At 67.1% G+C, this 25,325-nt stretch carries 19 protein-coding genes; 11 read left to right on the forward strand and 8 right to left on the reverse strand.

Features of this window, described 5'->3' with window-relative positions:
• Positions 1–29: 29 nt before the first annotated feature.
• Positions 30–659 carry a TetR/AcrR family transcriptional regulator gene (locus AC07TU_RS12860; protein ID WP_495188285.1) on the reverse strand — a complete coding sequence of 210 codons (630 nt, stop codon included), beginning with the start codon at positions 657–659 and terminating at the stop codon, positions 30–32.
• 89 nt (positions 660–748) lie between these two features.
• Between AC07TU_RS12860 and AC07TU_RS12865 the strand changes: the two genes are divergently transcribed.
• The 3 genes from AC07TU_RS12865 to AC07TU_RS12875 are packed head-to-tail and all read left to right on the forward strand — an operon-like array spanning position 749 to position 4,903.
• Positions 749–2,221, forward strand: coding sequence for an efflux transporter outer membrane subunit (locus tag AC07TU_RS12865; RefSeq protein ID WP_495188286.1), 1,473 nt, complete (start codon positions 749–751; stop codon positions 2,219–2,221).
• A complete protein-coding gene (locus AC07TU_RS12870) occupies positions 2,214–3,362 on the forward strand; it encodes an HlyD family secretion protein (protein WP_495188287.1) in 1,149 nt (382 codons plus the stop codon). Before AC07TU_RS12865 ends, AC07TU_RS12870 begins: the two co-directional genes overlap by 8 nt.
• 11 nt (positions 3,363–3,373) lie before the next feature.
• The gene (locus tag AC07TU_RS12875) at positions 3,374–4,903 is read left to right on the forward strand and encodes a DHA2 family efflux MFS transporter permease subunit (RefSeq protein ID WP_495188288.1); all 1,530 of its coding nucleotides are present in this window, start codon (positions 3,374–3,376) and stop codon (positions 4,901–4,903) included.
• A gap of 8 nt (positions 4,904–4,911) precedes the next feature.
• Here AC07TU_RS12875 and AC07TU_RS12880 read toward each other — a convergent pair whose 3' ends face one another.
• The 4 genes from AC07TU_RS12880 to AC07TU_RS12895 form a co-directional block, all read right to left on the reverse strand.
• Positions 4,912–5,313, reverse strand: a complete 402-nt coding sequence (locus AC07TU_RS12880) for a hypothetical protein (protein WP_495188289.1) — start codon at positions 5,311–5,313, stop codon at positions 4,912–4,914.
• Between the two features lie 30 nt (positions 5,314–5,343).
• Positions 5,344–6,489 (reverse strand): DUF3089 domain-containing protein, encoded by a 1,146-nt coding sequence (locus tag AC07TU_RS12885; protein WP_495188290.1) that lies wholly within the window; start codon positions 6,487–6,489, stop codon positions 5,344–5,346.
• Positions 6,490–6,577: 88 nt separating this feature from the next.
• Positions 6,578–7,771: a DUF3089 domain-containing protein gene (locus AC07TU_RS12890; RefSeq protein ID WP_495188291.1), complete on the reverse strand. Its 1,194-nt coding sequence runs from the start codon at positions 7,769–7,771 to the stop codon at positions 6,578–6,580.
• Positions 7,772–10,093 (reverse strand): TonB-dependent receptor, encoded by a 2,322-nt coding sequence (locus AC07TU_RS12895; protein WP_495188292.1) that lies wholly within the window; start codon positions 10,091–10,093, stop codon positions 7,772–7,774.
• A 263-nt stretch (positions 10,094–10,356) separates the two neighbouring features.
• On the opposite strand from AC07TU_RS12895, the gene AC07TU_RS12900 reads away from it, so the two are divergent.
• The 8 genes from AC07TU_RS12900 to AC07TU_RS12935 all read left to right on the forward strand — a co-directional run bounded on the left by AC07TU_RS12900 (position 10,357) and on the right by AC07TU_RS12935 (position 19,179).
• On the forward strand, positions 10,357–11,292 hold the full coding sequence (locus AC07TU_RS12900; protein ID WP_495188293.1) for a helix-turn-helix transcriptional regulator: 936 nt from the start codon (positions 10,357–10,359) through the stop codon (positions 11,290–11,292).
• A gap of 106 nt (positions 11,293–11,398) precedes the next feature.
• On the forward strand, positions 11,399–12,583 hold the full coding sequence (locus AC07TU_RS12905) for an amidohydrolase (protein WP_495188294.1): 1,185 nt from the start codon (positions 11,399–11,401) through the stop codon (positions 12,581–12,583).
• Positions 12,580–14,175, forward strand: coding sequence for a GMC family oxidoreductase (locus AC07TU_RS12910; RefSeq protein WP_495188295.1), 1,596 nt, complete (start codon positions 12,580–12,582; stop codon positions 14,173–14,175). Before AC07TU_RS12905 ends, AC07TU_RS12910 begins: the two co-directional genes overlap by 4 nt.
• The gene (locus tag AC07TU_RS12915; RefSeq protein ID WP_495188296.1) at positions 14,172–15,629 is read left to right on the forward strand and encodes an aldehyde dehydrogenase family protein; all 1,458 of its coding nucleotides are present in this window, start codon (positions 14,172–14,174) and stop codon (positions 15,627–15,629) included. The genes AC07TU_RS12910 and AC07TU_RS12915 overlap by 4 nt, the downstream gene beginning before the upstream one ends.
• Positions 15,619–16,767, forward strand: a complete 1,149-nt coding sequence (locus AC07TU_RS12920) for an MFS transporter (protein WP_495188297.1) — start codon at positions 15,619–15,621, stop codon at positions 16,765–16,767. The genes AC07TU_RS12915 and AC07TU_RS12920 overlap by 11 nt, the downstream gene beginning before the upstream one ends.
• A complete protein-coding gene (locus AC07TU_RS12925; protein WP_495188298.1) occupies positions 16,768–17,874 on the forward strand; it encodes a DUF2817 domain-containing protein in 1,107 nt (368 codons plus the stop codon).
• 69 nt (positions 17,875–17,943) lie between these two features.
• The gene (locus AC07TU_RS12930; RefSeq protein ID WP_495188299.1) at positions 17,944–18,468 is read left to right on the forward strand and encodes a hypothetical protein; all 525 of its coding nucleotides are present in this window, start codon (positions 17,944–17,946) and stop codon (positions 18,466–18,468) included.
• Between the two features lie 36 nt (positions 18,469–18,504).
• A complete protein-coding gene (locus AC07TU_RS12935) occupies positions 18,505–19,179 on the forward strand; it encodes a hypothetical protein (protein ID WP_495188300.1) in 675 nt (224 codons plus the stop codon).
• Between the two features lie 7 nt (positions 19,180–19,186).
• Here the strand turns inward: AC07TU_RS12935 and AC07TU_RS12940 are convergent, their stop codons facing one another.
• Genes AC07TU_RS12940 through AC07TU_RS12950 form a run of 3 tightly spaced genes read right to left on the reverse strand, consistent with a single transcriptional unit; the run spans position 19,187 to position 25,128 of the window.
• Entirely contained in the window at positions 19,187–20,770 is a 1,584-nt protein-coding gene (locus tag AC07TU_RS12940; RefSeq protein WP_495188301.1) for a long-chain-fatty-acid--CoA ligase, read from the reverse strand.
• 17 nt (positions 20,771–20,787) lie between these two features.
• Entirely contained in the window at positions 20,788–22,359 is a 1,572-nt protein-coding gene (locus AC07TU_RS12945) for a M28 family metallopeptidase (protein ID WP_495188302.1), read from the reverse strand.
• Positions 22,360–22,371: 12 nt separating this feature from the next.
• Positions 22,372–25,128, reverse strand: a complete 2,757-nt coding sequence (locus AC07TU_RS12950) for a TonB-dependent receptor plug domain-containing protein (protein WP_495188303.1) — start codon at positions 25,126–25,128, stop codon at positions 22,372–22,374.
• Between the last annotated feature and the right edge of the window lie 197 nt (positions 25,129–25,325).

Here is a 25,325-nt window from a genome sequence, read left to right on the forward strand (position 1 = left end):
CTCCGCCCCAAGCGATCAGTCCCAACCCGTCATTCCGGCGCGAAAGCACGCAGGAAGACCTCGGCAACATGCTCGGCTTCGCTATCGAGTTCGGCTGCGGACAGTTGCTGCCCCCACATCACGCGCTGCTGCACGCCCAGGCAAAGCGAGGCGAGGATGCGCGCGGCGAACAGCGGATCGTCGCGGCGCATCGTTCCCGCTTCCATCGCGCGCTCGAAAAAACCGGAGAGCAGTTGCTGAGTCGGCTGGGGCGCGCGGCGATAGAAGATGTCGCCAACCTCGGGAAAGCGGCCGACTTCGGAAGCGATCAGCCGGTGCAGCCGAACCCCGTCGGACGATGAAATCTTGGCGATGAAGCCGCGGCAGAATTGCAGCACGGCGGCGCGCAGGTCCTCGCCCGGCTTGAGCACATCGGCGAGCCGGCTGCGATATTCCCTGGTCGCATGGTCGAGCACCGCGGCGAACAGGTCTTCCTTTGACGGAAAATAGCTCCACAGGGTTCCCTTGGAGCCGCCCAGTTCGGCCGAGATCGCCGACATCGATGCGCCCGAATAGCCGTGATCGAGGAACTCGCGCTTGGCGATCTCAAGGATCATCTCGCGCCGCTCCTCCTTGCGTGCCTCTCGCTTGCCGGGCGCCTTCTCCACGATATTTTTCATAATCGTACTATAGGGTACGATTTTTGGTTGACAAGGCGATAGGTCAGGCCCAATTCGCGAGCCGTACCAGACAGTACGGTATATATATCATGATCCGAGTCTCCCCCCGTTCGTTGCTCGCCGTTGCGGCCGCCGGAACCGCGCTTCTCTCCGCCTGCGCGCCGGTCCCGCAGCTCGGCGCCCGTCCTGAAGTGCGCGCGGCGACGGGCTATGCCGCCGACCAGTCGCTCGGCAGCAAGGCCGATGCCGCCAACTGGCCGGTGAACGACTGGTGGAGCGCCTATGGCGACAGCCAGCTGAGCGGCCTCATCGCAGAGGGGTTGACCGACTCGCCCGATCTCGCCGCCGCGGCCGCGCGGCTGCGCTCGGCTCAGGCCTATGCCCAGCAGGCCGGCGCGGCCCTCCTCCCGTCGATCGGCGTTCAGGCCGGCGCGACCGAGGGCAAGCAGAGCTACAACAACGGCATCCCCCCCGCCTTCGTGCCCAAAGGATGGAACGACAGCGGCCAGGTTGCCGCGAATTTGAGCTTCGATCTCGATCTGTGGGGCAAGAACCGCGCCTCGCTCGCCGCCGCAACCTCGGATGCCGAGGCGGCGCGGATCGAGCTGGAGCAGTCGCGGCTCGTCCTCTCGACCAGCATTGCCGCTGCCTATGCCGATCTCGCCCGACTTGCCGCCCAGCGCGCGGTGCAGAGCAAGGCGCTCGAATTGCGCACTCAGACGCAGAAGCTGGTGAGCGACCGCGTCGTCAACGGCCTCGATACCCGTGCCGAGCTGAAACAGGCCGATGCCGCGGTGCCGGCCGCACGGGCCGACCTCGCTGCAACCGACGAGGCGATCGGCCTTACGCGAAACCGCATCGCCGCACTGCTCGGCAAGGGCCCGGACAGAGGCCTCACCATCGCACTGCCCGCTGGCCCGGCGGAGACGCACGGGCTTCCGGCTGGTGTCACCACCGACCTGATCGGCCGCCGTCCCGACATCGCCGCGGCGCGCGCCCGGGTCAAGGCTGCGGCCAACCGCATCAAGGTCGCCCGCGCCGATTTCTACCCCTCGATCAACATCAGCGCGCTGATCGGCTTCCAGGCCTTCGGTCTCGACAATCTGTTCAAGAGCGGATCGACCTATGGCTCGGTCGGCCCTGCGGTGAGCCTGCCGATCTTCCGCGGCGGCGCGCTCGCGGGCCAGTACAGGGGCGCACGCGCCGGCTATGACGAGGCGGTCGCGACCTATGACTCGACCGTCACCACCGCCTTCCGCGAAGTCGCCGACGCCGTAACCAGCAAGAATGCGCTGGTCACCCGCCTGTCCGAGAGCCGCCAGGCCCTCGCCGATTCCGAAGCCGCCTATGCGATCGCCCGCCAGCGCTATGAAGGCGGCCTGTCGACCTTCCTCGACGTGCTGACCGCCGAACAGGGCGTGCTGCAGAACCGCCAGATCGTCGCCGACCTGCAGGCCCGGGCGTTCACGCTCGACGTCCAGCTGGTCCGCGCGCTGGGCGGCGGCTTTTCCACCGACACCGCGGCCGCGAATGCCGCCCGCAAGGATCCGACCCATGGCTGACGCCGAACCCAATATCCATGTCGCGAACGCCGCGAAGGACACCCCCGCCAGGCCCAATCTGCGCAAGCGGCTGCTGAGCGGCATCGCTGGCGCGGTGCTGTTCGCCGGCGTCGGCTATGGCAGCTGGTACGTGCTGGTCGGCAGCCATTATATCAGTACCGACAACGCCTATGTCGGCGCCGACACCGCCAGCGTGACACCGATGATCGCGGCGCAGGTCGCAGGCGTCGCGGTCTCGGATACCCAGGCCGTCAAGAAGGGCGACATACTCGTGCAGCTCGACGACAGCGACGCCAGGATCACGCTCGCCCAGGCCGAAGCGGATCTTGCCCGGGCCCGCCGCCAATATGGCCAGACATCGGCCACCAGCGCAGCGCTCGCCGCACAGGTCCAGGCCCGCAGCGCCGATATTTCCCGAGCCCGCGCCCAGCTCGTCGCCGCCCAGGCAGATTACGAGAAGGCACGGGTGGACCTCGCCCGGCGCCAGCGCCTCGCCCCCAACGGCGCGGTGTCGGGCGAGGAGCTCACCTCGGCGACCAACGCCTTCTCCTCGGCCCGGGCCAATCTCGAGCTGGCGCGCGCCGGCGTCGCTCAGGCCAGTTCGACCCGTGGCGCGGCCAGCGGCGAGCTCGCAGCGAACAATGCGCTGATCAGCGGCACCACCGCCAATTCGGCGCCCGAAGTGCTCGCGGCGCAGGCCAAGGTCGCGCAGGCGCGGCTCGACCTCAATCGCACCGTGATCCGCGCGCCGATCGACGGGGTGGTCACACGCCGCGCGGTCCAGGTCGGTCAGCGCGTCGCGCCCGGCGCCCAGCTGATGTTGGTCGTCCCGGTCGGCCAGCTCTATGTCGACGCCAACTTCAAGGAAGGCCAGCTGACCCGCGTGAAGGTGGGCCAGCCGGTGACGCTCAAGTCCGATCTCTACGGCGGCAGCGTCGAATATCACGGCAAGGTCGTCGGCCTGTCGGGCGGTACCGGCTCATCCTTCGCGCTGATCCCGGCGCAGAACGCCACGGGCAACTGGATCAAGGTGGTCCAGCGCCTGCCGGTGCGCGTTGCACTCGACCCGAAGGAACTTGCCGAGCACCCGCTGCGGGTCGGGCTCTCCATGGACGCCGAGATCGACGTCTCGAACAGCTGAGGATCAACGCCATGAACGGCAAGGCCGAGGAAATGGCGCCGCTGAAAGGCCTGCCGCTGATCCTTGCGGGCGTGGTGCTCGCGCTCACCAACTTCATGGTGGTGCTCGACACCACCATCGCCAACGTTTCGGTCCCGCACATCGCCGGCAGCCTGGGCATCTCGGGCAGCCAGGGGACGTGGATCATCACCTCCTATGCCGTGGCGGAAGCGGTGTGCGTGCCGCTCACCGGCTGGCTCGCCAGCCGCTTCGGGACGGTGCGTACCTTCACCTTCGGGATGATCGGCTTCGGTGTCTTCTCGACACTGTGCGGCCTGTCGACCTCGCTCGGCATGCTCGTCGCCTGCCGCATCGGCCAGGGACTCTGCGGCGGCCCGCTGATGCCGCTTTCGCAGACCCTGCTGATGCGGATTTTCCCGCCCGAGCAACGCGCCCAGGCGATGGGCGTCTGGGCAATGACCACCGTCGTTGCCCCGATCCTGGGTCCGATCCTGGGCGGCACCATTTCCGACAGCTGGTCGTGGCATTGGATCTTCTTCATCAACATCCCCGTCGCCGGACTCTGTGCGTTCGGCGCGATGCGGCTGCTCTCCAAGGTCGAGACGCCCACCGAAAGGCTGCGTGTCGACCGGATCGGATTGATGCTGATGCTGCTGTGGATCGGCGCGCTGCAGATCATGCTCGACCTCGGCCGCGAGCATGACTGGTTCAACGACCGCACGATCGTGATGCTCGGCGTGATCGCGCTGATCGGCTTCCTCGTCTTCCTCGCCTGGGAAGTGACCGAGGACCAGCCGATCGTCGACCTCAGGGTGTTCCGCCATCGCGGCTTCACCGTGTCCGTCCTGTCGCTATCCTTCGCCTTCGGCACCTTCTTCGCGTCCGCGGTGATCATCCCGCAATGGCTGCAGACCAGCATGGGCTACACCGCGACCTATGCCGGCTATGCCACCGCCTTCACCGGCGTGGCGGCGGTGATCATGTCACCGATCGTGGCCAAGATGAGCACCCGGGTCGATCCGCGCGCGCTGGTTTGCTTCGGCATCCTCTGGCTCGGCTTCACCTCGCTGCTGCGCGTGCATTGGAACAGCCAGGCCGATTTCTGGAGCCTCGCCCTCCCGCAGATGCTTCAGGGCTTCGGCATGCCCTTCTTCTTCATCCCGCTGACCACGCTTGCGCTCGGCTCGGTCGAACCGAAGGAAACCGCGTCGGCGGCCGGTGTGATGGCGTTCCTGCGGACCATGGCGGGCGCGATCGGCACGTCGATCTCGACCACCGCCTGGGACGACAGCGCCCGCGTCGCGCGCAACGAGCTTGTCTCCAAGCTCAATACCGACGGCACGGTCAACGCACTGGCGGCGCAGGGCTTCTCACTCGACCAGGCACGGGGCGTGATCGCGCAGCTGGTCGACAAGGAGGCGTTTGCGCTGGCGACAAGCCATATCTTCCTCCTTTCGGCTTTCGTCTTCGTCGGCGCGGCAATGATCATCTGGCTTACGCCGAGACCCCGCCGCGCAGTCGGACCCGGTGCAGCGCACTAGGCTGTCCTTCAGGCCGGCGGCGGTGTGCAGACATTGATCAGGATCGCGAAGTCTTGACCGCCATCGTCCGTCACCAGCTGGCGCAGCTGGCTCAGCCATACGAAGCGGCGGGGAGTTTCAGAACCCGGGTCGATCCGCTCCCCGCACGCGATCTGCCGTTCCTGATCGACGATGCGCACGTCGCGAATGCGCACGCCCGGCTTGCCGATGGCCTCCAGGATCTGATTTTCCATTGAGGCTGGGATTCTTGCTTGCGGTGAGCCGTGCAGGGCCGCCAGGCTCTCCGCAGCCCGTACGACGCCCCCTCCCGGCTCCGGATCCCCGCCGGCGAGCCACCATGCCAGGCCGGTTGCGGCAAGCAGGGCGGCAGTGGCGAGCATAATGCGTGGCATCCTGCTCGCCGTCTTCATGCGATGACGCTCATCCCGCATGCCGCAATCTCAGCTGCTGCGCGCTGCGACGAGCGAGACCATCTCCTGCATCGAAAACTGCATATCGAGGACATGAAGCCCATTGTCGCCGATCAGGAGCTGGAGGATCAGATCGAGCGGCGTATCGGACAGTTTGACGATGCCGCGGCGCGGATCGCCGACCGGCAGTTCCTCCCGGATCGAGAAGAAGCGCATGCGCGGGTCGGACGCCGTCGTGCAGGCGCCGCTATACGCTCCGGTCAGGCGCGTGAAGGACTTGGTCTGGGCGTCGTCGCGGACAAAGCCCGAGGAGTCCTTTGCCGGCATCAACAGCGTCCCCTGCAGCAGCTTGCGCCCGCTCCGGCGCGCCTCGGGCGACAGTGCCGGATCATCAAGCGTGGCCGGGTTGATGCACACCCGCTCCTGCCCCGCCGGCGTCGGGATACGGGAATCCGTTCCGGGGTTGGCCCCTTCGGCATAGCTGCCGAAGGCGATGAAGCAGCCCACTTCACCGGGCAGGGTGCAGACCGGAACGTTGCCGAACGTCCCCCCGACCTTCTGGCCGACCGGCACATTGACCGGAATGCCGGCAAGGATCCCGATCAGCAGCTTTCCACGCAGCTCGGACGAAGTCTCGAACCGCGCCTGAAGCAGCTTGATCAGCATCTCGCCGCCCTGCGAATGACCGATCAGGACGATCTTCCGCCCCTGATTATAGTTCGCCAGATAATAGTCGAAGGCCGCCAGGACATCGGACGCCGCCACCTGGATATACATCTGCCGGACGAACTCCGGCAGCGCGTAGGCGCCGATGGTCGCCTGGCGATATTGAGGCGCGAAGACGCGGCATGTGCTGCCGAAGGACGCCGCCTGTGCTGCGGTTGCCGCCTCGATCGTGCTGGTGTCGCCATTATAGGGGTCGGCGTTGCCCGGGATCAGGTTCAGCGTCACCGTCGGATAGATGTAGAAGCAGTCGACCTGGCTCGACGTGGCCGGCGGCCATGCCGGAACCGGCACCGCCGATCCATCCGCGAGCAGTTGCTTCGCCTGCAGGTCGCGCGAACAGACATCGTCGCGCCCCGGCAGGCACACCCATCGATTGGTATCGGCATATTTGGCTGTAGCGGGCGGCGGGGTCTGGGCAGTTGCCGGGCTGATCCCCGCCGTGGCTGTCACGCAGGCAATGGCCGTAAGAATGCGTCGGAACCAGTTGGGCCGCTTGGATTGCTTCAACATAAAACCTCCCCTCCCGCTCTGTGTCGTTTCAATTCATGCTCGGGATCGCTTGCTCGGTGACGGCGGGCCTTCCGGCCGCACCTTCACTGGATTGCGCTGCCCAGGCCTTCACGCGCTCATTCGCGTTGTGCCGGATCGCAGCGTAGAAAATGCCGTAGTCGCCCAGGTGATAGCTGCCGTAGATGAGGCTGAGCATGTCGCGGAAACCGCTTGGCGCGGACCGCGGGATATCGACGTTCAGCAGCCCCTCCTGGCACACCGCGCCGGTGAGGTTCGGCGTCAGCGCGGCAAGCGTCCTGCCCGGCTCATCGGCCTTGCCCGTGGGAAACGGCAGGCTGCCCGGATTGGCGGTCGCCGGTGCGGCGCCCTCGCGGCGCCAGGTCAGCGGATTGACGCAGATCGCCGGCGGCTGGCCGCTATTCTTCTCGCCGCCCTGCCACCAATAGGCCTTGTCGCGGATCAGCTGGAGCGCGCCGGTGCGGCCGGTCTGGCTGGTATTCCAGGAAAGGATGCAGCCGGTCTGGCGGGCGTCGTCGCAGACCGGGAGGCCGATCGTCCCGAAGTCCGATGGCGCATAGGCGCCGATGACATAGGCAGCGACCAGCCGCGGCTGGAGCGGCGTCCCGAGGATCTCCGCCTGGAGCAGCCGCACCGCGTGCATCGCGCCCTGGCTATGCGCGGCGATCAGGAACGGGCGGCCCCGATTCTCATGCGCGATGAAATGCCGGAACGCGCGCGCGACATCGCCATAGGCCAGCGCCACCGCTTCCCGGCTGCGATCGAGCGCACGCAGCGAGGCCTGACGGTAGTGCGGCGCGAAGATGCGGCAACAGCCGTTGAACACGCTGGCCTGGCCGAGCAGCACCGCCGGATCGAACTCGGACGCATGGTCATAGGCGACGTTCCAGACATCGCTTTGCTGATAGGTCGTGGGATGGATGAAGAAGACGTCGACCGGCGCCTTTGCCTCATCGATCGCCGCCATGCCGGGGGGCGTTGAGCGCTCGAGCCCGTTGCGCCCGGGAAAGGCCAGCCAGGCGTCCGCCCGGCCATAGTCGGGCGCAGGCGGCACCAGCGCAGGATCGAAGGGCTGGGAGGGAGATCCGAAGGTCGCAATGAGCGTCGCGACCGGGCCGACACCGAGCATCCCCAGCAGGCCGAGCGCACCGATCCCGGTCAGGGCGACCAGCCCGGCCTTCTTCCAGATCCCCCGGCGGCGCATCTAGAATTGCCGGCGCAGGCCGAGACCGATCGTCCGTGGCCGCAGCGTGACCGCGGCCTGCATCCCGCTGACGACATTGTGGTCGAGCAGCGGCTGCGCATCGGTCAGGTTGTTGACGTAGAGATCGACCTGCCACGACGTCCCGGTATCGACCGTCAGGCCGAGATTGACGATGTCATAGGCCTGCTGCCGCTGGGTGACATTGGGCGCGGACACCGGCCCCGCCGGTGTGGCGACGGTGAAGCTGTCCTCGAACATCCTGAGGCTCGAGCTGCGATACTGGTAATCGGCCCGCGCCGTCAGGCTCGCGTCACCGCCAAGCGCGATGCGATAGGCGATGTTGGCGTTCGCGATCCATTTCGGCGTGTCGAGCACCGGCTGCCCGACCGCGGCCGACACCCCGGGCGCGCTCTTCGAAATCTTGGCATCGGTGTAGCTCGCTGCCGCGCCGAGCGTGAGGCCGCCGGTGGCGAATTGCGCGCTCAGCTCAGCGCCCTTGATCTCGGCGCCGCCGACATTGCCGCTGAACGAGAAGCCGCACCCAGGCAGGAAGACGTTCTGCTGGATGTTCTTCCAGTCGGTGTAGAAGGCTGCGCCGTTGACGGTCAGGCGGCGGCCGAGGAACTGGTTCTTGCTGCCGATCTCGTAGGTCCATAGCCGGTCCGACTTGAAGGCGACCGGGACCGCGTTGAGGCCGAGATTGGCGAGATCGGCCTGGCAGAGCCCCGGCGCCACCGCGAAGGGATTGCCGCCGCCCGGCCGAAAGCCCTTGGCCGCGCTGGCATAGACCAGATTGTCGCGGGTGGCGCGATAGGCGAGTTCGAGCTTGGGATTGACGCCGCTCTCACGGGTTTCGGCGCTGCCCTTGGTGTTGCCGCCGTTGAGCACACCGTCGCCCCGGGTGTCGATCGTCTGCTTGATGCTGAAATAGCGCAGCCCGGCGGTGGCTTCGAGGCGCGGCAGGATCTCGTACGTCAGCGCGGCAAAGGCGGCATATTGCCGCAGCTTGCTCACGCTGTTGCCGTGATAGACCGTGTCGGTGCCGAGCCCGAGCAGCGTGCCGACCCCGATCGAGTTGACGGTCTGGTCGAGCTCGTCACGCTGGTGCGCATAATAGAGGCCGGCGGTCCAGCGCAGCGGCGCAGCGGGATTTGCCGATCCCGCGCGCAGTTCCTGGCTGAACGTCCGGGTGCTGCTGTTGGAAGAATTGGGCGAGTTGACGCCGAACAACGGCGGCACCAGCGTCGCGATGTAGAAGGAATAGTCACGGTCGAACGCGACCGAGCGATCGGCATAGGCGGTCAGCGAGGTGACCTCGACGTCGCCGAACCGCTTGACGATGTTCAGCGAATAGACCCCCAGTTCATCGTCGGTCGGCTGCGCGAGCCGGAACGAACTCTGCAGGCCGGGAAGATTGGTGAAGAAGGCACCGGTGTTCTTCTGGCGGTAGACCTGCCGGAACATGGACGGGGTGATGTCGAGCGTGGCGTCGGGCTGCCAGAGCAACGCCGCCTTGACGACGGCGACGCGGTCCGAATTCTGATTGTCGTCGGCCCGCGTGCTGCCCGACGGGCGCACGAGCGGAGTCAGCGCTGCGGGCGGCGCCGTCGTGCTGGTCCGCACATCGACGACAGGCGCGTTGGCGACATTGTCGACGTAACCGGCATTGCTGCGATACAGCACCCCGGTCCGCACCGTGAGCTTGTCCGACAGCGGCAGGTTCAGCACCGCCTCGCCATTGTAGGAAATGCCGCCATGCGCAGTGGTGGCGATCCCCGCCGCGGTGTCGAGCGTGGTCGTGCCCGGTTCGGGCGCGTGGCTCACATATTTGATCGCGCCGCCCATCGCGCTGCCGCCATAGAGTGTGCCCTGCGGCCCTTTGAGGATCTCGACCCGGCTGAAGTCGAAGAACACCGGGTCCGCGGCGCCGCTGAAGGCGTTGGTCGCGCCGAGCAGCGAGATGTCGTCGAGATAGATGCCGACGGTCGGGCTGGGCGAAGTCGTGCTGACGCCGCGAATGCTGTACCGGCTCTGCCCCAGCTCGGCGCCCGAGAAGGACACGCCCGGCACCTTGCGCAACACGTCCTTGAAGTCGCGGGCATTACCCTCGCGCAGATCGTCCTCGGAGAAAGCGGAGATCGAGAGCGGCGCATCCTGCAAACGCTCGTTGCGCTTGCGGGCGGTGACCACGATCTCGTTCGAGGTCGTATCCTCTTCTGCCTGAAGCGGTTCGGCTGCCGGGGCCTGGGTCTGAGCCAGCGCCGTGCCCGCCGTTGCGAGTGCGAGTGCAGTCAGCGCAGTGCCGCAGAGATAATGTCGCATTCTAACCTGTCCTCCCGTCCCATGCGGATGCCGTCAGCATCATCCGCCGCGCCCGATTGGGGGTCACGCCGCCGTCATGGGAATGCAATGGAATCACTCATTCACGTCTTTTGTCGTGACATCATTATGCGCGGGCATCGCCTGCTTATGCCGCACGCAGAAAATCGACCGCGGCGGCATGAATGCGCCGGCGGAGCGATTTGGCATGGCACCGCTTCCGTGCGAAGCTGCGCTTTCGCACATTGCTAGCCGAGGCAATATCCATGGCGACCGCAGACCTGCAGGGGCCGCAAGGCAAGGTCCCGCTCTACGTGAACGGACGCTTCGAGCCGTTCCTGCATGACGACGCGATCAGCGGCGTGGTGATCGACGGGCGTTCGCGCGGCCGGATCGACGAGCAGATGGTCGGCGACGACCGGCTGACCTTCAAGGTGCAGCTGACCGGCGCCGGCGAGTATCAGTTCAACGATGCGCCGACTTCCGAGATCGCCGGCGAGTGCCTCGTCATCGCGCACCAGCCGCCGGGCGTGATCAAGCGCCAGATCATCCTCGACGACACCGAGGAGCGTTCGGTGACGCTGTTCTTCCCGCGCCTCGGCAACGGCCGCATCGCCGGCTTCGAGGATGACGGGCAAGAAGTCCGCGCGGCGAGCGACTTCCTCGCCCAGCGGCTGGTGTTCCGCCGCTACCAGCTGCCGCGCGCCGCCGCGCTCTGCGCCGCCGACATCCTCGACCCGCGCCGCTCGCCCTGGACGCAGGAACGGTTCAAGCGCGCGAAGATCGACGAGCTGACCTGTCTGCTGCTCGATTTCTTCATCAGCCAGTTCAAGCGCGCCGACGATCACGGGCTGACCGAACGCGAGGTGCGCCGGGTGCGTCAGGTCCGCGCGATCATCGCCGAGCATCTCGACCAGCCACTCGGCGTCGCGGAGCTGGCCCGGGCGGTCGGCACCAACCGCACCCGGCTCAACACCGCCTTCCGCGCTTATTATGGCGAGACCATCGGACAGGCGCTGCAGAAGGAGCGGATGGAATGCGCCCGCCTTCTGCTTGGAGAGGACATGCTGTCGATCAGCGAGATCGCCGAACGCTGCGGCTATGGCCACCTCAGCAACTTCTCGCTCGCCTACAAGGCCTATTTCGGCATGAGCCCGTCGATCGCGCGCGGCGCGGCCACGCAAATAGTGCGCCCGGCATAATCCTTCCGCCGCCCGCATAAGCACCGCGCCGGCATAACCGCCTAGGATCATGGGGTTCGTTCGCGCAGGCGGGCGTCCGATTACTGGAGCCATGATGAACCCGGCCATGAACCTGGATCGAGAGATTGACCCGCTCGTCGCGGAGATGACCGGATGGAGGCGGCACTTTCACCAGCATCCCGAGCTGGGGTTCGAGGAGGTCGAGACAGCCGCCTTCGTCGCCGAGCGGCTGCGCGAATGGGGCATCGAAACGCATGACGGGCTGGGCGGCACCGGCCTGGTCGGCGTGATCCGCGGCGACCGTGGATCCGGCCCGGCGATCGGCCTGCGCGCCGATATGGACGCGCTGCCGATCGCGGAACAGGGGCACGCCGCGCACCGTTCGGTCCGGCCGGGGCTGATGCATGCCTGCGGCCATGATGGCCATACCGCGATGCTGCTCGGTGCTGCCCGGGTGCTGGCGGAGCGGCGCGATTTCGCGGGGACGGTCAATCTGATCTTCCAGCCCGCGGAAGAAGGGCTCGGCGGCGCGCGGACGATGATCGCCGACGGCCTGTTCGAACGTTTCCCCTGCGACACGGTGTTCGCGCTGCATAATGCCCCGCCGCTGCGCCTCGGCACTGCCGCGGTTCATTCCGGCCCGGCCTGCGCCGGCGCGGCACGCTTCGAGGTCGAGGTGCGCGGACATGGTGGCCACGCCGCGACGCCCCACCTCACCGCCAGCCCGGTCTCTGCCGCCGCAGCGCTCGTCGCGCTGATCGAAGCGATCCCGGCACGGCGGGTGCAGGCCAGCCGCATGGCGGTGATGAGCGTCGCGTCGATCAACGGCGGCGACGCGTTCAACGTCGTGCCCGACAGCGTCATGCTGACCGGGACCGCACGCGCGTTCGACGCACCCACGATGCAGGCACTGGAAGCGGAACTTCGCCGCTGCTGCGCGGGGGTCGACGCGGCGCATGGCGTAACCTGCGACGCGCGCTTCGAGATCCTGTTCCCGCCCACCGTCAACCATGCAGGCGAAGCCGGGATCGCAGCCGGCGCACTGGAGGCGATCCTGGGCATCGATGCGGTGATCCGCGACATGCCGCCGGTCACCGGATCGGAGGATTTCGCCTATATGCTGGAACGGCTGCCCGGCGCCTATGTGCTGCTCGGCACCCGCGTCGCCGACGACACCCCGATGCTGCACAGCCCCGACTATGATTTCGAGGACCGGCTGCTGCCGATCGGGGCGAGCTTCTTTCTCAAGATGGTCGAGCTCAAGCTCGGTTCGGGGTCCGGCCCGGCATGAGTGACGGCGCCACAGGGGAGTTCGACTATATCGTGGTCGGTGCAGGCGCGAGCGGCTGCGCGGTCGCCGGGCGGCTGGCGGCGATGCCCGGCGTACGGGTCGCGGTGCTCGAAGCCGGGCGCGCGGGCCGGCTGCGGATCGAGGCGATTCCCGCCGCGACGATCCACACCAACGGCCACCCCTTTTACGACTGGAAGCTGGTGTCGCAGCCGGATCCCACCCGGCTAAACCGGACCGAGGATTGGCCGCGCGGACTAGGCCCAGGCGGCAGCACGCGGATCAACGGGATGATCTTCGTGCGCGGCGCGCCGGAGGATTACGACGCGTGGCGCGATCTCGGCGCCACGGGATGGGGCTATCGCGACGTGCTGCCCTATTTCCGGCGGATCGAGACCAGCACCGACGGCGAATCCCAGCTTCGCGGCGCCACCGGCCCGCTGCACGTCTCCCCCCTGCCCTATGTCCATCCGCTGACGCCCCGCTTCATCGCGGCGGCGGCGGAAGCCGGGCTGCCGTTCAACCCCGACATCAACGGCGAGCGGCAGGACGGCATCGGCTATGTGCAGAGTTCCGCGCGCAACGGCCGCCGGCACGACAGCTTCACCGCCTTTCTGAAACCCGCGATCGCCAACGGCTCGGCCAGGATGCTGCAGGGCGCACGCGTGCGGCGGGTGATCGTCGCGGATGGCCGGGCGACCGGCGTCGAGTTCGAGCAGGATGGCGTGGTCCGCACCGTGACCGCGCGCAGGGGCGTGATCCTGTCAGGCGGGGCGATCCATTCGCCGCAGCTGCTGATGCTGTCGGGCATCGGCCCCGCCGCGCGGCTGCGCGAACTCGGCATTCCGGTGGTGGTCGACGCGCCCGAGGTCGGCCGAAACCTGATGGAGCATGCCGGTCTCTGGATGGGACTCAAGGTCACCGTCCCGACGCTCAACCAGCAGGTCAATCTCGCCGGGATGGCGCGCGCGATGCTGCAATGGCTGGTTGGCAGGGGCCCCGCCGCCAACCCGACCGCGCAGGCCGTCGGCTTTGCGAGAACCCTGCCCGGGCTGTCCTCGCCCGACATCCAGATTCACCTCACCCCGTTCGGCCGCGGCGACGGCGGCAAGCTGGCGCCGTTTCCGATGGTCAGCGTGGTCGCCAGCGTCAACCATCCGCTGAGCCGGGGCCAGATCGATCTGGCGAGCGCCGACCCCGCCGCCGCGCCGCTGATCTTTCCCAGACTACTCGAAGCGCCAGAGGACGTGGCGGCGCTGCGCCGCGGCGTCGAATTGTGCGGCCGCATCGCCGATGCACCGGCCTTCCGCGACTATGTCGTCGAACGGATCGGCTGGCCGGATCTGAACGCCGGGGGTGACGAGGCCGATCGCCAGATCCGCAGCCTCGCGGCGCCGATCTATCACCCCGTCGGTACCTGCCGGATGGGATCGGATGCCGCGTCGGTGGTCGATCCCGCGCTCAAGGTTCGCGGCGTCGACGGGCTGTTCGTCGCCGACGCCTCCATCATGCCCCGCCACATCAGCGGGAACACCCAGGCCGCCGCCATGATGATTGGCGACAGGGCCGCAGACCTGATCGGAACACATTCATGAATTCCCCGGCCCTTCCCGCATGGGATGCCCCTTTGCCGGAGGCGCTCGACCATGGCTGGATTCACGGCGAGACCCGCAGGTCCGGCGATGCCCCGATCGCCAGCGTCAATCCGGCGACCGGCGAAATCTGGGGCGAGTTCGGCGACGGCGGCGCCGCGGCGGTGGACGCCGCGGTGGCCAGCGCGCGCTCGGCCTTTCGTGGCGAGTGGGGGCGGATCGGCGGCGACGGCCGCGCCGCGCTGCTGCTGGTCTGGGCCGCGCGCATCGCCGAGGAGGTCGAACAGCTGGCCTGGCTCGAGACGCTGGAGGTCGGCCGCCCGATCGCCGATGCGCGTGCGCTGATCGCGCAGGGCCCATTGCTGATCGGCTATTATGCCAGCCTGATCTCGGCACTCGAAGAGCCCGCGGACGGCGCTGCGCGGCGTGCACGCGGCGTGGTCGGCGCGATCACGCCATGGAACTTCCCCACCGCCAATGTGCTGATCCGCGCGGTGCCGATCCTGGCGGCGGGCAATACGCTCGTGCTCAAGCCGTCGGAGCTGTCGCCGCGATCCGCGGTCCTGCTCGCGCAGTTGGCGAGCGCAGCGGGCCTGCCGCCCGGCGTGTTCAACGTGGTGCCGGGTAGCGGGCCCGCGACCGGCGCCGCACTCGCGGCGCATCCGGGCGTCGATATGCTCGCCTTCACCGGCTCGACCCGGACCGGCCAGGCGATCATCCAGGCCTCCGCGTCGCGATCGATCAAGCCGCTGACGATGGAATGCGGCGGCAAGTCGCCGCAGCTGGTGCTGCCCGACATGATCGATCAGCCCGAGATCTGGCCCGGCGTCTTTCACGCCGCCTTCTGGAACACCGGGCAATGGTGTGCGGCACGCACCCGGTTGCTGGTGCCCAAAGGCGGGCTCGACGCAGCCGTCGAAGGGTTGCGGGCAGCCGCAGCGGACTGGCCGATCGGCGATCCGCGCGATCCGGCGACGCGGCTCGGGCCGCTCGCCAGCGGCAGGCAGTATGAGACTGTGCAGGGCTATCGTGAGATCGCCCGGCAAACCGCGCAAGTCGTGCCGCTGTCCGCTGCGCCCGATGCGGACGGTTTCTACGCCGCACCGGAGCTGGCGCTCGGCGCGCCACAGGATGGCGCCTTGGTGCAGCAGGAGATTTTCGGTCCGCTGCTGGCGGTGCAGGAATATGCCGATCTGGACGAGGCGGTCAGGCTGGCGGACGACAGCGCCTATGGCCTTGGCGCGACCATCTGGGGCGCGGACCGGGACGCCGCCGGGCGGATCGCCGCCGGCCTGTCCACCGGATCGGTCGACGTGATCACCGCGCCCGCGGCCCGGCCGGGCCTGGCGCTCGGCACGCCGTTCGAACCGCGCAAGCAATCCGGCTTCGGGATCGAGGGGGGGCTTGCCGGCATCGCCGCCTTCACCACCCCACAGGCGATCAATCATGCAGGCTGAAGTGCAGAAGGAATCCCGGACGACGCTGGCCGCGCTGATCGTCATCGGCACCGGCGCGATGACCAGCGCCACGCTCAGCCCGGTGATGCTCGGCCTGTTCATCGACGAGTTGCGTCTCACCGCCTCGCAGGCGAGCCTCGCGCTCGCCGCCGAGAACGGCGCCTATGCGCTAGGGCTGCTGCTCTTCTACCTCGTGCTGCACCGGGCCCGGCGGCCGATGCTGGCCGCGATCGGCCTGGCGGTCATGATCGTCACCAGCCTGTTGACCGCCAAAGCGGGCGGCTTCGTGCCGCTGCTGGCGATCCGCGCTGCATTCGGCCTCGCAATGGGCTTCACCGCGTCGACCGTGTTCGCCGCCTATGCCGGCCGCGCCGATCCGCAGCGCGTCTGGGCGATCGCGACCTTCGTCAACCTCACCTATGCCGCGCTGCTGCTGACCCTGTCGGGGTGGATCGCCCAGACTTTCGGGCTGGCGGGGATCGTAGCGGTGCTGGCCGGTGTCGCGCTGATCGGCCTTGCCTGCACGCGCGCGATCCCGCCCGCGCCACCGGTGGCAGAGGCCCCGCGGGTCGCAGGGACGGCCCACGGCTGGACGATCAACCGCCCCGCCATCTGCGGCGCGCTGGCATTGCTGTGCCTCTATGCCGGCCATACCACCTTGTGGTCGTTCCAGGAGCGGATGGGGCTGGCGGTCGGCCTCGATCGCAGCCAGGTGGGCGTGCTGCTCGGCATTTCGGTGCTCGGCGCGATCGCCGGCGCCATATTGTCGATGACCGCCGGTCACCGGTTCGGCCAGCGCGGGCCCAACGCCCTTGCCTTTGCCGGCCTGATCGCCTCGGCGCTGCTGCTCGCGATGCCGGTGATGTCCGCCTATGTCGCGGGTGCGGTGATCGTGAAGACCGCCTGGTTCTTCGGCCTGCCCTTCATCCTCGGCGCGCTCGCCCGGCTCGACCGCAGCGGCCGCTGGAGCAGCATGGGCGCCGCGCTGCTGGCACTGGGCTCGGCAATCGGCCCCGCGATCGGCGCGACGCTGGCCAGTCATGGCGCGCACATGATCGGCTTTCTCGCGGCGGGCCTCTATCTGCTGAGCTTCCTCTTCACCCTGCCCCTGTTCGCCGCCGACCGGCCCGAGCGCTGAATGTTCGCCGAGAGCTACGAGGAAGCCCGCAGCGCCTTTCGTGCGGCCGTCGCGGCATTGGGCGGCCGACTCGAATCCGCCGCGATTCCGGGCAGCGGCGCTCAGGGCGAAGCGCTGACGATTGACTGGGGGGTGATCGGCCCGGCCAATGCGCCGAACACCCTGCTCTCGATCTCCGGCGTCCACGGCGCCGAAGGCCATGCCGGCTCCGCCGCGCAGCGTGCCTTTGCCGCCGCGCTCGATCCCGACGCTCTGGGCGATGATCGCAATGTTCTGATGATCCACGCGCTCAATCCCTGGGGGCTCTCGCACGGCCATCGCGTCGATGCCGACAATGTCGATCTCTCCCGCAACTTTGGCGATTTCGACGCGCCGCCGCGGCCCAATCCCGACTATGCGCGGATCCATACCAGCGTTTGCCCCGATCGCTGGGACGACGGCCTGCTGGAGCGGGTTGGAACGCTCTTCCAGTCGCTCACCCGGGAACTGGGCGCAGCGCGCGCGCTGACCGCCTTTACCGGCGGCCAGCACAGCCATCCCGGCGGCGTCGGCTTTGGCGGCGCTCGCCCCTCCCCGTCGCGCCAACTGTTCGAGCGGATCGTCGAAACCGAGCTCGCCGCCTGCAGGCGCATGGCATATCTCGAATGGCATACGGGCTTCGGCGACTATGGCCGGCCGCTGGTCGTCGCACTCGATGCCCCCGCCAGCGCGACGCGAGAGCGGATGGCGCGCTGGTGGAGCGATCAGGAACTGCAATCCGAAGGCCAAGCCTTCGACTCCGGCGAAACGCCGGACTGGTCCGGACTGCTGCTGCCCGGCCTGCGCCGGATGGCGCCACATATCGACATCGCTGGAGCGCCGGTCGAGATCGGCACCGTCTCCAACCTAGAGGCGTTCGAGGCGGTGATGATCGACCGATGGCTCCGGCTGGGCACCGAGCCAAAGGATAGCGCGCTCCGCGCCCGGCTGCGGGGGAAATTGCGGGCGGCCTATGATCCGGCAGATCCGGTATGGCGGGAGCGCGTGATTGAAATCGGCCGCGCCATGCACGTCGCGGCGCTGGAGGGACTTCACGCCTGGCAAGCGGAAGCGGCTGGAACACGGTAAGGATTTTGAGGAGATCAGGGATCGATGTACCGCCCCTGTCGTTCAGGCAGCCCACAAGGAAGGATGCCGATGTCTCGCAGCTATTATCCAGCCTCGGCCCTGTTGGGCCTTCTCCTTGCCGCGCCTGCATCGGCGAACGAATTCTACGACGCTGCCATCTGCAAGCCGCCCTATACGATGGACTCTGCCACGGCACTCTACGAGGCTGCCGAGAAGCTCGCCAAGCCCGACACATCGATGCTGACCGCCGCTATCTACACGCTGTCTGAGGAGCTTGGGCAGGACGGGTTCAAGAGCAGGCAAGTCGTCTTCGCCGGCACCGCGATCGGCGTCCTGATCGAAGGCTTGCGTGCCGATGCACTCGCTGAACATTATCAGCTGACGAAGGAGGGCTCGACCGTGTTCGGCACGTCCAGCAAGGGTTATGCGCGGGCGCTGCCGCCGGAGCAGCAACCGCAATCCGACATGGGGACGGTCTCGATCGTCGCGCGGGAGAGCGCATCCCTGCCCGGGAAGACCCTGCTGGCGTGCGAATTCGTCTCGAAGGCCGATCAGGAAGCGCTCGACGCGTTCGGCAAGTCCGGCGGCAAATAGCGCGCGCCAACGCCCCCTCTATCGGTCAGGTCTTCCATGGTCATCCTGTCGACGATCTCATATTTTCTCACCCACCATCCCTTCCTGTCCTGGCCGGTCATCATCCTGACCGGCGTGTTGCTGGCGTATCTGCTGGCGAAGTGGACCGGGAGCGCCCGCTGGTACGTGCTGATCCTGCCCTTCTTCATCTATGGCCAGATCAACATCTTCACCGCGCACATCTTCAACGCGTTGTTTCTTGAGGCGTATGGCGTCGACGGGACGGCGATCATCACTCAGGCCGAGGAAACCAGCTCAACGCTGAACGACCAGAATGTCTGGGCCTATGACGCGGTGATGAAGACGGCGGACGGGGTCGACATTGTGACGCAGTTCGACACCATGTCCGCCAGCATCTATCCGATCACCAACGCCATCCTCATCCCGCCCAAGGGCGAGACGTTCACGGTGAGATATATTCCGGGGTTTCCGCGCAACTTCGTCATCATGCGCGAGCTCTCCCCCTATGGACGAAAATACCTGCTCAACGAAGATCGCAAGCCCGTCGAAAAGGCGGCGGCGCAATTCGCCGCCAGCCCGGGCAACAAGGCGTTCATCGCGGAATACCGGGAGGCGCTGACCGCGTTCATCGCCAAACACGGCAATGACGCCGACCCGGCCCTGATCGGAAATTACCGGGCACAGCTCGACGCATTGCCGCGAACGGATTGAGGGAGCCTCAGGCTTCAGCCTCCATCGCCGTATCGATGATCAGGCGGGCGCGAAGCGCCTTCTTGTCGATCTTGCCGACGCTGGTCCGGGGCAGGTTTTCGAGGACGAGTACCCGTTCGGGGATGGCGTACCGGCTCAGCTGTCCGGCATCGACATGGCACATCAGACCTTCCCGGATGAGCTCGGCATTCGGCGTGTGGCCGCTCGCGGCGACGACGAAGGCGACCGGCCGCTCGCCCCATTTGCCGTCCGGAACCCCGATAACCGCAGCCTCCGCCACCGATGGCAGCGCCATCAGCAGTTCCTCAATCGCAATCGAGGAAACCCATTCTCCGCCGGTCTTGATCACGTCCTTGAGCCGGTCGACGATCCGGATGGCCCCGTCACCGTCCGTGGCGGCAACGTCCCCGGTATGCAGCCAGCCTCCCGCCCACAGTTCGTCGGACGCAGCCTGGGCGCCATAGCCCTGGGTGAGCCAGGGCGCACGGAGCAGCAGCTCGCCACCCCGCTCGGTGTCCACCTGGGCATGAACCAGCGGGATGGGAAAGCCGGCGCGGCAAAGCTCCGCCGTGTCGCCGTCGGGCGAGCGGGCCAGTGCGACGACCGGCCCGGTCTCCGACATGCCGAAACCGGCGAGCGTCGAGATGCCGGCGCGGGCCGCGTCCTCGGCCAGCGGCTGCGGGAGGGCGGAGCCGCCGATGATCAGCGTCCACGGATCTAGCGATTGCTCACCGTCCCGTGCATCGAGCAACATTCTCAGGATCGTCGGCACACAATGCGAGAAATTCACGCCCTCGCGTTGCTTGAGCGCCAGCAAAAGCTGCGGATCATAGCGCCCGGGATAAACCTGTTTGAGCCCGAGCATCGTCGCGACGAAGGGCAGACCCCAGGCGTGGACATGGAACATCGGCGTCATCGGCATGTAGACGTCGCCGCGACGAAGCCCCTGCCCCGCCGGCTGGTTCGCCAGGGTCGCCGCCAGTGTCAGCGTGTGGAGGACCAGCTGCCGGTGGCTGAAGAAGACCTGCTTGGGATTGCCGGTCGTGCCGGTGGTATGGAAGGTGGTGGCGATCGCGTTCTCGTCGAAATCCACGAATTTGAAGGACGGTCCAGTCGCCGCGATCAACGCCTCATAGCTGCCTGCCGTCGCGCCATCCTCCATCGGAATCACACCGTGGATCGCGGGAAGCTCCGGCCGGATCGCGTCCAGCAGCGGCGCGAAATCACTGTGGTGGAGCACGAACACCGCGCCGGATTCACGCAGCGTATATTCGATCTGCGCCGGTGACAGCCGCACATTCACGGTCTGCAGCACCGCGCCCATCATCGGGATCGCGAAATAGCATTCAAGATAGCGGTGGCTGTCCCAGTCCATCACCGCGACCGTGTCGCCGGCCCGCACCCCGCGTTCGGCAAGCAGCGTCGCCAGGCGGGTCACACGATCGATCAGATCGTCATAGGTCAGGCGCCGCCGGCCGCTCACGATCTTTGCCGTCGTCTGCTGCGCCACATTGGCGAGCAGGTGCCGGAGCAGGAGCGGATAGGAATAGGCGTCTTCTGCCGGCGTCGTCAGGATTCTCGGGGTGCTCACAATATCTCCAGCAGTAATTACGGTCGGTTCGATCCAGCGCGCCGTGGCGGGCGGCAGGCACTGCGCTTGCTGGTATCCGTGCCCGTCACCGGCTTCGCGCCAAGGCTGGGATCACCGCCCTTGAGCGCCGCCATCGGAACCTTGTCCGCCTTGCGGATGATGTCGGCAAGCATCGCGGTCTGGCGGGCGGCAAGGTCCGCATCCAGCTTGTCCATATGGCCGTTGGGGGCGATGCTCAGCAGGTAGCTGGGACCGCCGATCAATCCCATGTGCGGAACGCCGCTTTCGTGGAACACCACCCCGGTCGTGACCCCGGGTCCCGGCTCGACGCCGTGCCGCAGCAGATCGTGCTTCTTGATGCCCTCGATGACGATATCGGTCAGCGGACCGGCCGAGGTCGGACAGTTCATATATTCATTGTGCCCGGTCGGCCCGTAGCCCTTGCCGGGAATGTCGAGCCACTCGCTCGATCCCAGATGCTCGATCGTGAACGCCGCCGCCGCGCGCTTCATGAGTTCGGGATGGGCCAGCGCCCAGCCGGGCGCTTCCGGCATCTCCCCGGTCATATGGCCTGGCCAGCCTGCGAAGACGATGCTTCTGCGCAACCGTTCGCCCTTGGGCAGGCTCGCGAAATGGCGAGCGAGATGCAGCAGGGTGATGCAGCCATTCTCCTCGACGAAATTCTGGCCGTCGGTGTGCGTATCGACGATCATCACCTCGTCGCTCTCGCCGGGCAGGATCGCGGTGAGCTGCGGTACGTCGCCCGTCGCCCATTCGGCGTCGAGCGTCAGGTGCGCAGTCTTACCTGCCTTGGCCGCCTCGCGCAGCGCCTCGCCTGCGTCCTGCCCGACGAAGAGCGCCGGCACCTTCGGCCGGTAATGCGAGGCATGAGGAGAGTAGTTGCCCTCGATCATCGCCGAGGAGACGTCCATGATGATCGCGACGCCGGCGACGCCACGCGCTACCAGTTCGTCCAGCGGATAGGCCGTCGTCGTCCACAGCCGGTGATAGGGCGTGTCGAGTACGTCCGCCTTGGGTTCATTACCGACATGGACGAAATGCGGATGGGTGAGTTTCCCCATCGTCATCCGGGGAAGCGCTCCGTCGAAGACGAGAATGCTGCCCTTCGGAAAGTCCGGAAGCGCTCCGGGACCGTTCGGCTGCAGCTTGCCGCCATAGACCAGAGGTCCGGTGACGCCCTCAGGTCCGGTGGGCGCCGAACGGACGAAGAAAGTGACCTTGTCGATCGGCCGGCGCGTACCGCCCTCAACGATTTCAAGGCCAACGCGCTTTGGGTCCCAGCGCCGGTAGCTGTACGATTCACATGGGCCGAGCACGAGGCCCGCATCCTCGAACTGGCCGGCCATCCAGTCGACGAAGGCGAGATGGTTCGCATTACCCGGCAGCCGGGGGCCGAAATCGACCATCTCCTGATAGTCCCGCCGGATCTGCGCCGCGGTTGGCAGGGGAACGGGCGCCCGGCGGCGCTGGCCCGCAGCCAGAGCGCGGCCGGCCGCGCTGGTGCTGGCGAGCGCACAGGCGGCGGCGAGGAGCGCGGCGCGGCGGGAAATGAGCGATGGATCATGCATGCCGGCTATCTCCTAGAATTTGAGGTTCACGCCCGCGGTGAACTGGCGCCCGATGACGTCGTAGAGCAGCGGATTGGTGGGGATGAAAGTGAACAGCGTGCCACCCGGCGCCAGCGGCGGATCGCGATCGAACAGGTTGTTGACGGTCAGGAAGAAGCGGAAGCCGTCGTTGAGCCGCACCGCGGCGGTGAGGTCGGTGTAGAAGACCGACTTCACATTATTGTCCTCGATCGTCCGCGGTTCCACGCGCGTCACGTCATAGGTTCCCGCGCCGATGAACCGCTCCTGCGCGAAGAGCTCGACCGGTCCGCTCTTCCAGTTCACGCTGGCGGTCGCGCTCCAGCGCGGATTGGCGCTGAGGCCAACTTCCCCTGCCCGGTCGATCGACGGACCGTTGCTGATGTCCTGCCGCTGCTTCTCAAGGTAGCTTGCAATGAAGCGCAGATCGACGGACCCGCCAAGGACTTCTCCGCGCGGCCGGTAGCCGAGCTCGATATCGATGCCCGATGTCGCCAGCCGGTTGAGATTGAGCGTCGGCGATTCGATCCGCGTGATCTGCCCCGCCGCGTTGCGCGTGATGTTCGCACAGAGCGCGGTGGCGCCCGCGAGGCACTGGTTCAACGTCAGCTGCGGCGTGAGCGACGAGATGATGCCGGCGATGTCGATCGAGTAATAGTCGACCGACAGGGTCAGGCCCGGCGCGAAGGCCGGGGTGAGGACGATGCCCGCCGTATAGGTGTCGGCCTTTTCGGGCTGCAGCGACGGGTTGCCGCGCGCCGCCTGAACGATCGGCACGGTGACTCCGTTCTCGATCACCGATCCGGTGTTCTGCACGATCCCGGCGAACAGCTCGGGCACGTTGGGCGCGCGGATGTCGCGTGAGGCGGTGCCGCGTAGCCGCACGCCCTTGACCGGCTCCCACACCAGGCCGGCCTTCCACGTCGTCACGCCGCCGCTGGTGCTGTAGTCGGTGTATCGTACGGCGCCGTTGACATCGAGCGCATGCAGGAACGGCAGATCACGGGCGAGCGGTACTGCCACCTCCGCGAACACCTCCCAGAGATTGTACGAACCCTTTACCGGGAAGACATTGGTGAGCAGCCAGCCGCCCGGCTGATTCTGATAGGCGGGCGGAAAGCCGCGTATGCCGGTGGCGTCGTTGATGCTCTGTGCGATGTCATCGGCGATCTGGTCCAGCTTGACCCGGCGATACTGGCCGCCGGCGGCGATCGAGACCGGTCCCGCCCAGGTCGAGAAGGGCTGCGCGCGCAGCGAGAGGTCGCCGACATCCTGCGTGAAGCTGGCCGTATAGCTCGATGAGCCCTCGACATAGGCGATCGCCGCTTGGGATGGCGCGCCGGCCCCGAACAGGTTGATCGGAACGCAGCCGGGGTACAGGCCCGGATTGGTCAGCGTCACCCGGCAGACGATCTGGCTGGTGGCGGGATCGCGCACGGCGTCCACCGCAGCGTAGAGCCGCTCGAGCGCGACGTTGTTGTGGGTCCGGATGTTCGTGCGGTTCTTGCCGCGCTCCCAATAGCCCTCGATCTGCAGGCCGTTCGCTCCGGCGAAGCGGAAGCCGGCGGTGAGATCGAGCGTGCGCGCCCGCGCGGTCGCGTTCGCCGGTTCACCGAAGTCGAAATTGACCCGGCCCATCGCAAACGCAGCCGTGTTCGTGTTGCTCAGGACCTGCTGAACCGCCGGGTTCAGGAAGGCGTTGCCGCTGAAGATGGTGAAGCCGTTGAAGCCGCCCGGATTGAACTGCTGGGCCTGATTATAATGGTTGCGCGCGAGCGCCAGGCTGCCCTGAGCGTAGAGCGTGAGCGACGGCGTGACGTCGAACTCGGCATGCCCGAAATAGCTCCGCGTCGTGACATCGGCGGACAGGTTGCTGAACACCTGGGCACCGTCGCCGCCGACCTGAATCAGCCCCGACTGGGCCGAGCCGCGCGAATAGGGAACAAGCGTCCCGCCCGGGGCGAATTGCTGGAATGCCAGCGGACCGCTCAGGATCAAACCGCCCGGAGACGCTGTCGAAGATCGCAGATTGTCCCGGAAGATCAACTGGCCGGGGACCGCCGGGTTGCTGAGAAATCCGGTACCCCGCCGCCCCCAGTCGCGATCGCCGACGCTCTGGATGCCGCCCATCTCGAAATAGGTGGCGCTCGCCACGACCCGCCCCCGCCCATCGGCGAAGGAGTGGCCGGCGGTGATGCTGGCCTTGTAGGTCGGGGCGTCACCCTCGTCGGAGATCCCGGCTTGCGCGGTCGCCTTGATCCCGGTGAAGCGCGTATCGAGAACGAAGTTCACGACACCGGCCACGGCGTCGGATCCATAGGCGGCGGAGGCACCGCCGGTCACGATATCGACGCGCTTTACCAGTTCCTGCGGGAACAGGTTGATGTCGGTCGAGCCATCGCGGGAAGACGGCGCCGCGCGACGGCCGTCGATGAGCACCAGCGTGCGCTGCACCCCGAGATTGCGAAGATTGAGATAGCTTCCCGATTGCGGCCCCACCGCCCCGGTGAATGCGCCTGCCGGCCGCGTGGACCCGCGGAACGACGGCAGCTGATTGAGCGCCTCGCCGATCAGACCGGGCTGCGCCTTGACCAGATCCTCGGCCGCCATGACCGTGACCGGCGTAGGAGCCTGGGATCCGTCACGGATCGCCCGCGACCCAGTCACGACGATTTCGGGGCTTCCTGCCTGAGATGCCCCCGGCTCCGCCTCGGCGTCCTGCGGTTGGGCATCTGCCGAAGCGCTCGCCACGGTTTGAGCATATGCAGGAGCAGCCACCAGCGCTGCCGAACATGCTGACGCAAACAAAATCGGTCTGATCATTGGACCGCCCTCTCCAGTCTTGGGCGCGACCATCGTCGTCTGCCCGTCCTCTCTCGCCTCTGACCTCGGCCAATCGCAGGCCCAAGTCAATATCTTTCTTTTGTTAGGAAGAAATGTATTGCTGC

It is taken from the genome of Sphingomonas sp. GW821-FHT03E12 (genome assembly GCF_059420685.1).

What these genes read in the sequence shown, in the direction of transcription:
- AC07TU_RS12860 (WP_495188285.1), bottom strand. Translation starts at nt 659, where the DNA reads ATGAAAAATATCGTGGAGAAGGCGCCCGGCAAGCGAGAGGCACGCAAG.
- AC07TU_RS12870 (WP_495188287.1), top strand. Translation starts at nt 2,214, where the DNA reads ATGGCTGACGCCGAACCCAATATCCATGTCGCGAACGCCGCGAAGGAC.
- AC07TU_RS12890 (WP_495188291.1), bottom strand. Translation starts at nt 7,771, where the DNA reads ATGCGCCGCCGGGGGATCTGGAAGAAGGCCGGGCTGGTCGCCCTGACC.
- AC07TU_RS12905 (WP_495188294.1), top strand. Translation starts at nt 11,399, where the DNA reads ATGAACCTGGATCGAGAGATTGACCCGCTCGTCGCGGAGATGACCGGA.
- AC07TU_RS12935 (WP_495188300.1), top strand. Translation starts at nt 18,505, where the DNA reads ATGGTCATCCTGTCGACGATCTCATATTTTCTCACCCACCATCCCTTC.
- AC07TU_RS12920 (WP_495188297.1), top strand. Translation starts at nt 15,619, where the DNA reads ATGCAGGCTGAAGTGCAGAAGGAATCCCGGACGACGCTGGCCGCGCTG.
- AC07TU_RS12865 (WP_495188286.1), top strand. Translation starts at nt 749, where the DNA reads ATGATCCGAGTCTCCCCCCGTTCGTTGCTCGCCGTTGCGGCCGCCGGA.
- AC07TU_RS12925 (WP_495188298.1), top strand. Translation starts at nt 16,768, where the DNA reads ATGTTCGCCGAGAGCTACGAGGAAGCCCGCAGCGCCTTTCGTGCGGCC.
- AC07TU_RS12880 (WP_495188289.1), bottom strand. Translation starts at nt 5,313, where the DNA reads ATGAAGACGGCGAGCAGGATGCCACGCATTATGCTCGCCACTGCCGCC.
- AC07TU_RS12915 (WP_495188296.1), top strand. Translation starts at nt 14,172, where the DNA reads ATGAATTCCCCGGCCCTTCCCGCATGGGATGCCCCTTTGCCGGAGGCG.
- AC07TU_RS12900 (WP_495188293.1), top strand. Translation starts at nt 10,357, where the DNA reads ATGGCGACCGCAGACCTGCAGGGGCCGCAAGGCAAGGTCCCGCTCTAC.
- AC07TU_RS12910 (WP_495188295.1), top strand. Translation starts at nt 12,580, where the DNA reads ATGAGTGACGGCGCCACAGGGGAGTTCGACTATATCGTGGTCGGTGCA.
- AC07TU_RS12875 (WP_495188288.1), top strand. Translation starts at nt 3,374, where the DNA reads ATGAACGGCAAGGCCGAGGAAATGGCGCCGCTGAAAGGCCTGCCGCTG.
- AC07TU_RS12930 (WP_495188299.1), top strand. Translation starts at nt 17,944, where the DNA reads ATGTCTCGCAGCTATTATCCAGCCTCGGCCCTGTTGGGCCTTCTCCTT.
- AC07TU_RS12895 (WP_495188292.1), bottom strand. Translation starts at nt 10,093, where the DNA reads ATGCGACATTATCTCTGCGGCACTGCGCTGACTGCACTCGCACTCGCA.
- AC07TU_RS12945 (WP_495188302.1), bottom strand. Translation starts at nt 22,359, where the DNA reads ATGCATGATCCATCGCTCATTTCCCGCCGCGCCGCGCTCCTCGCCGCC.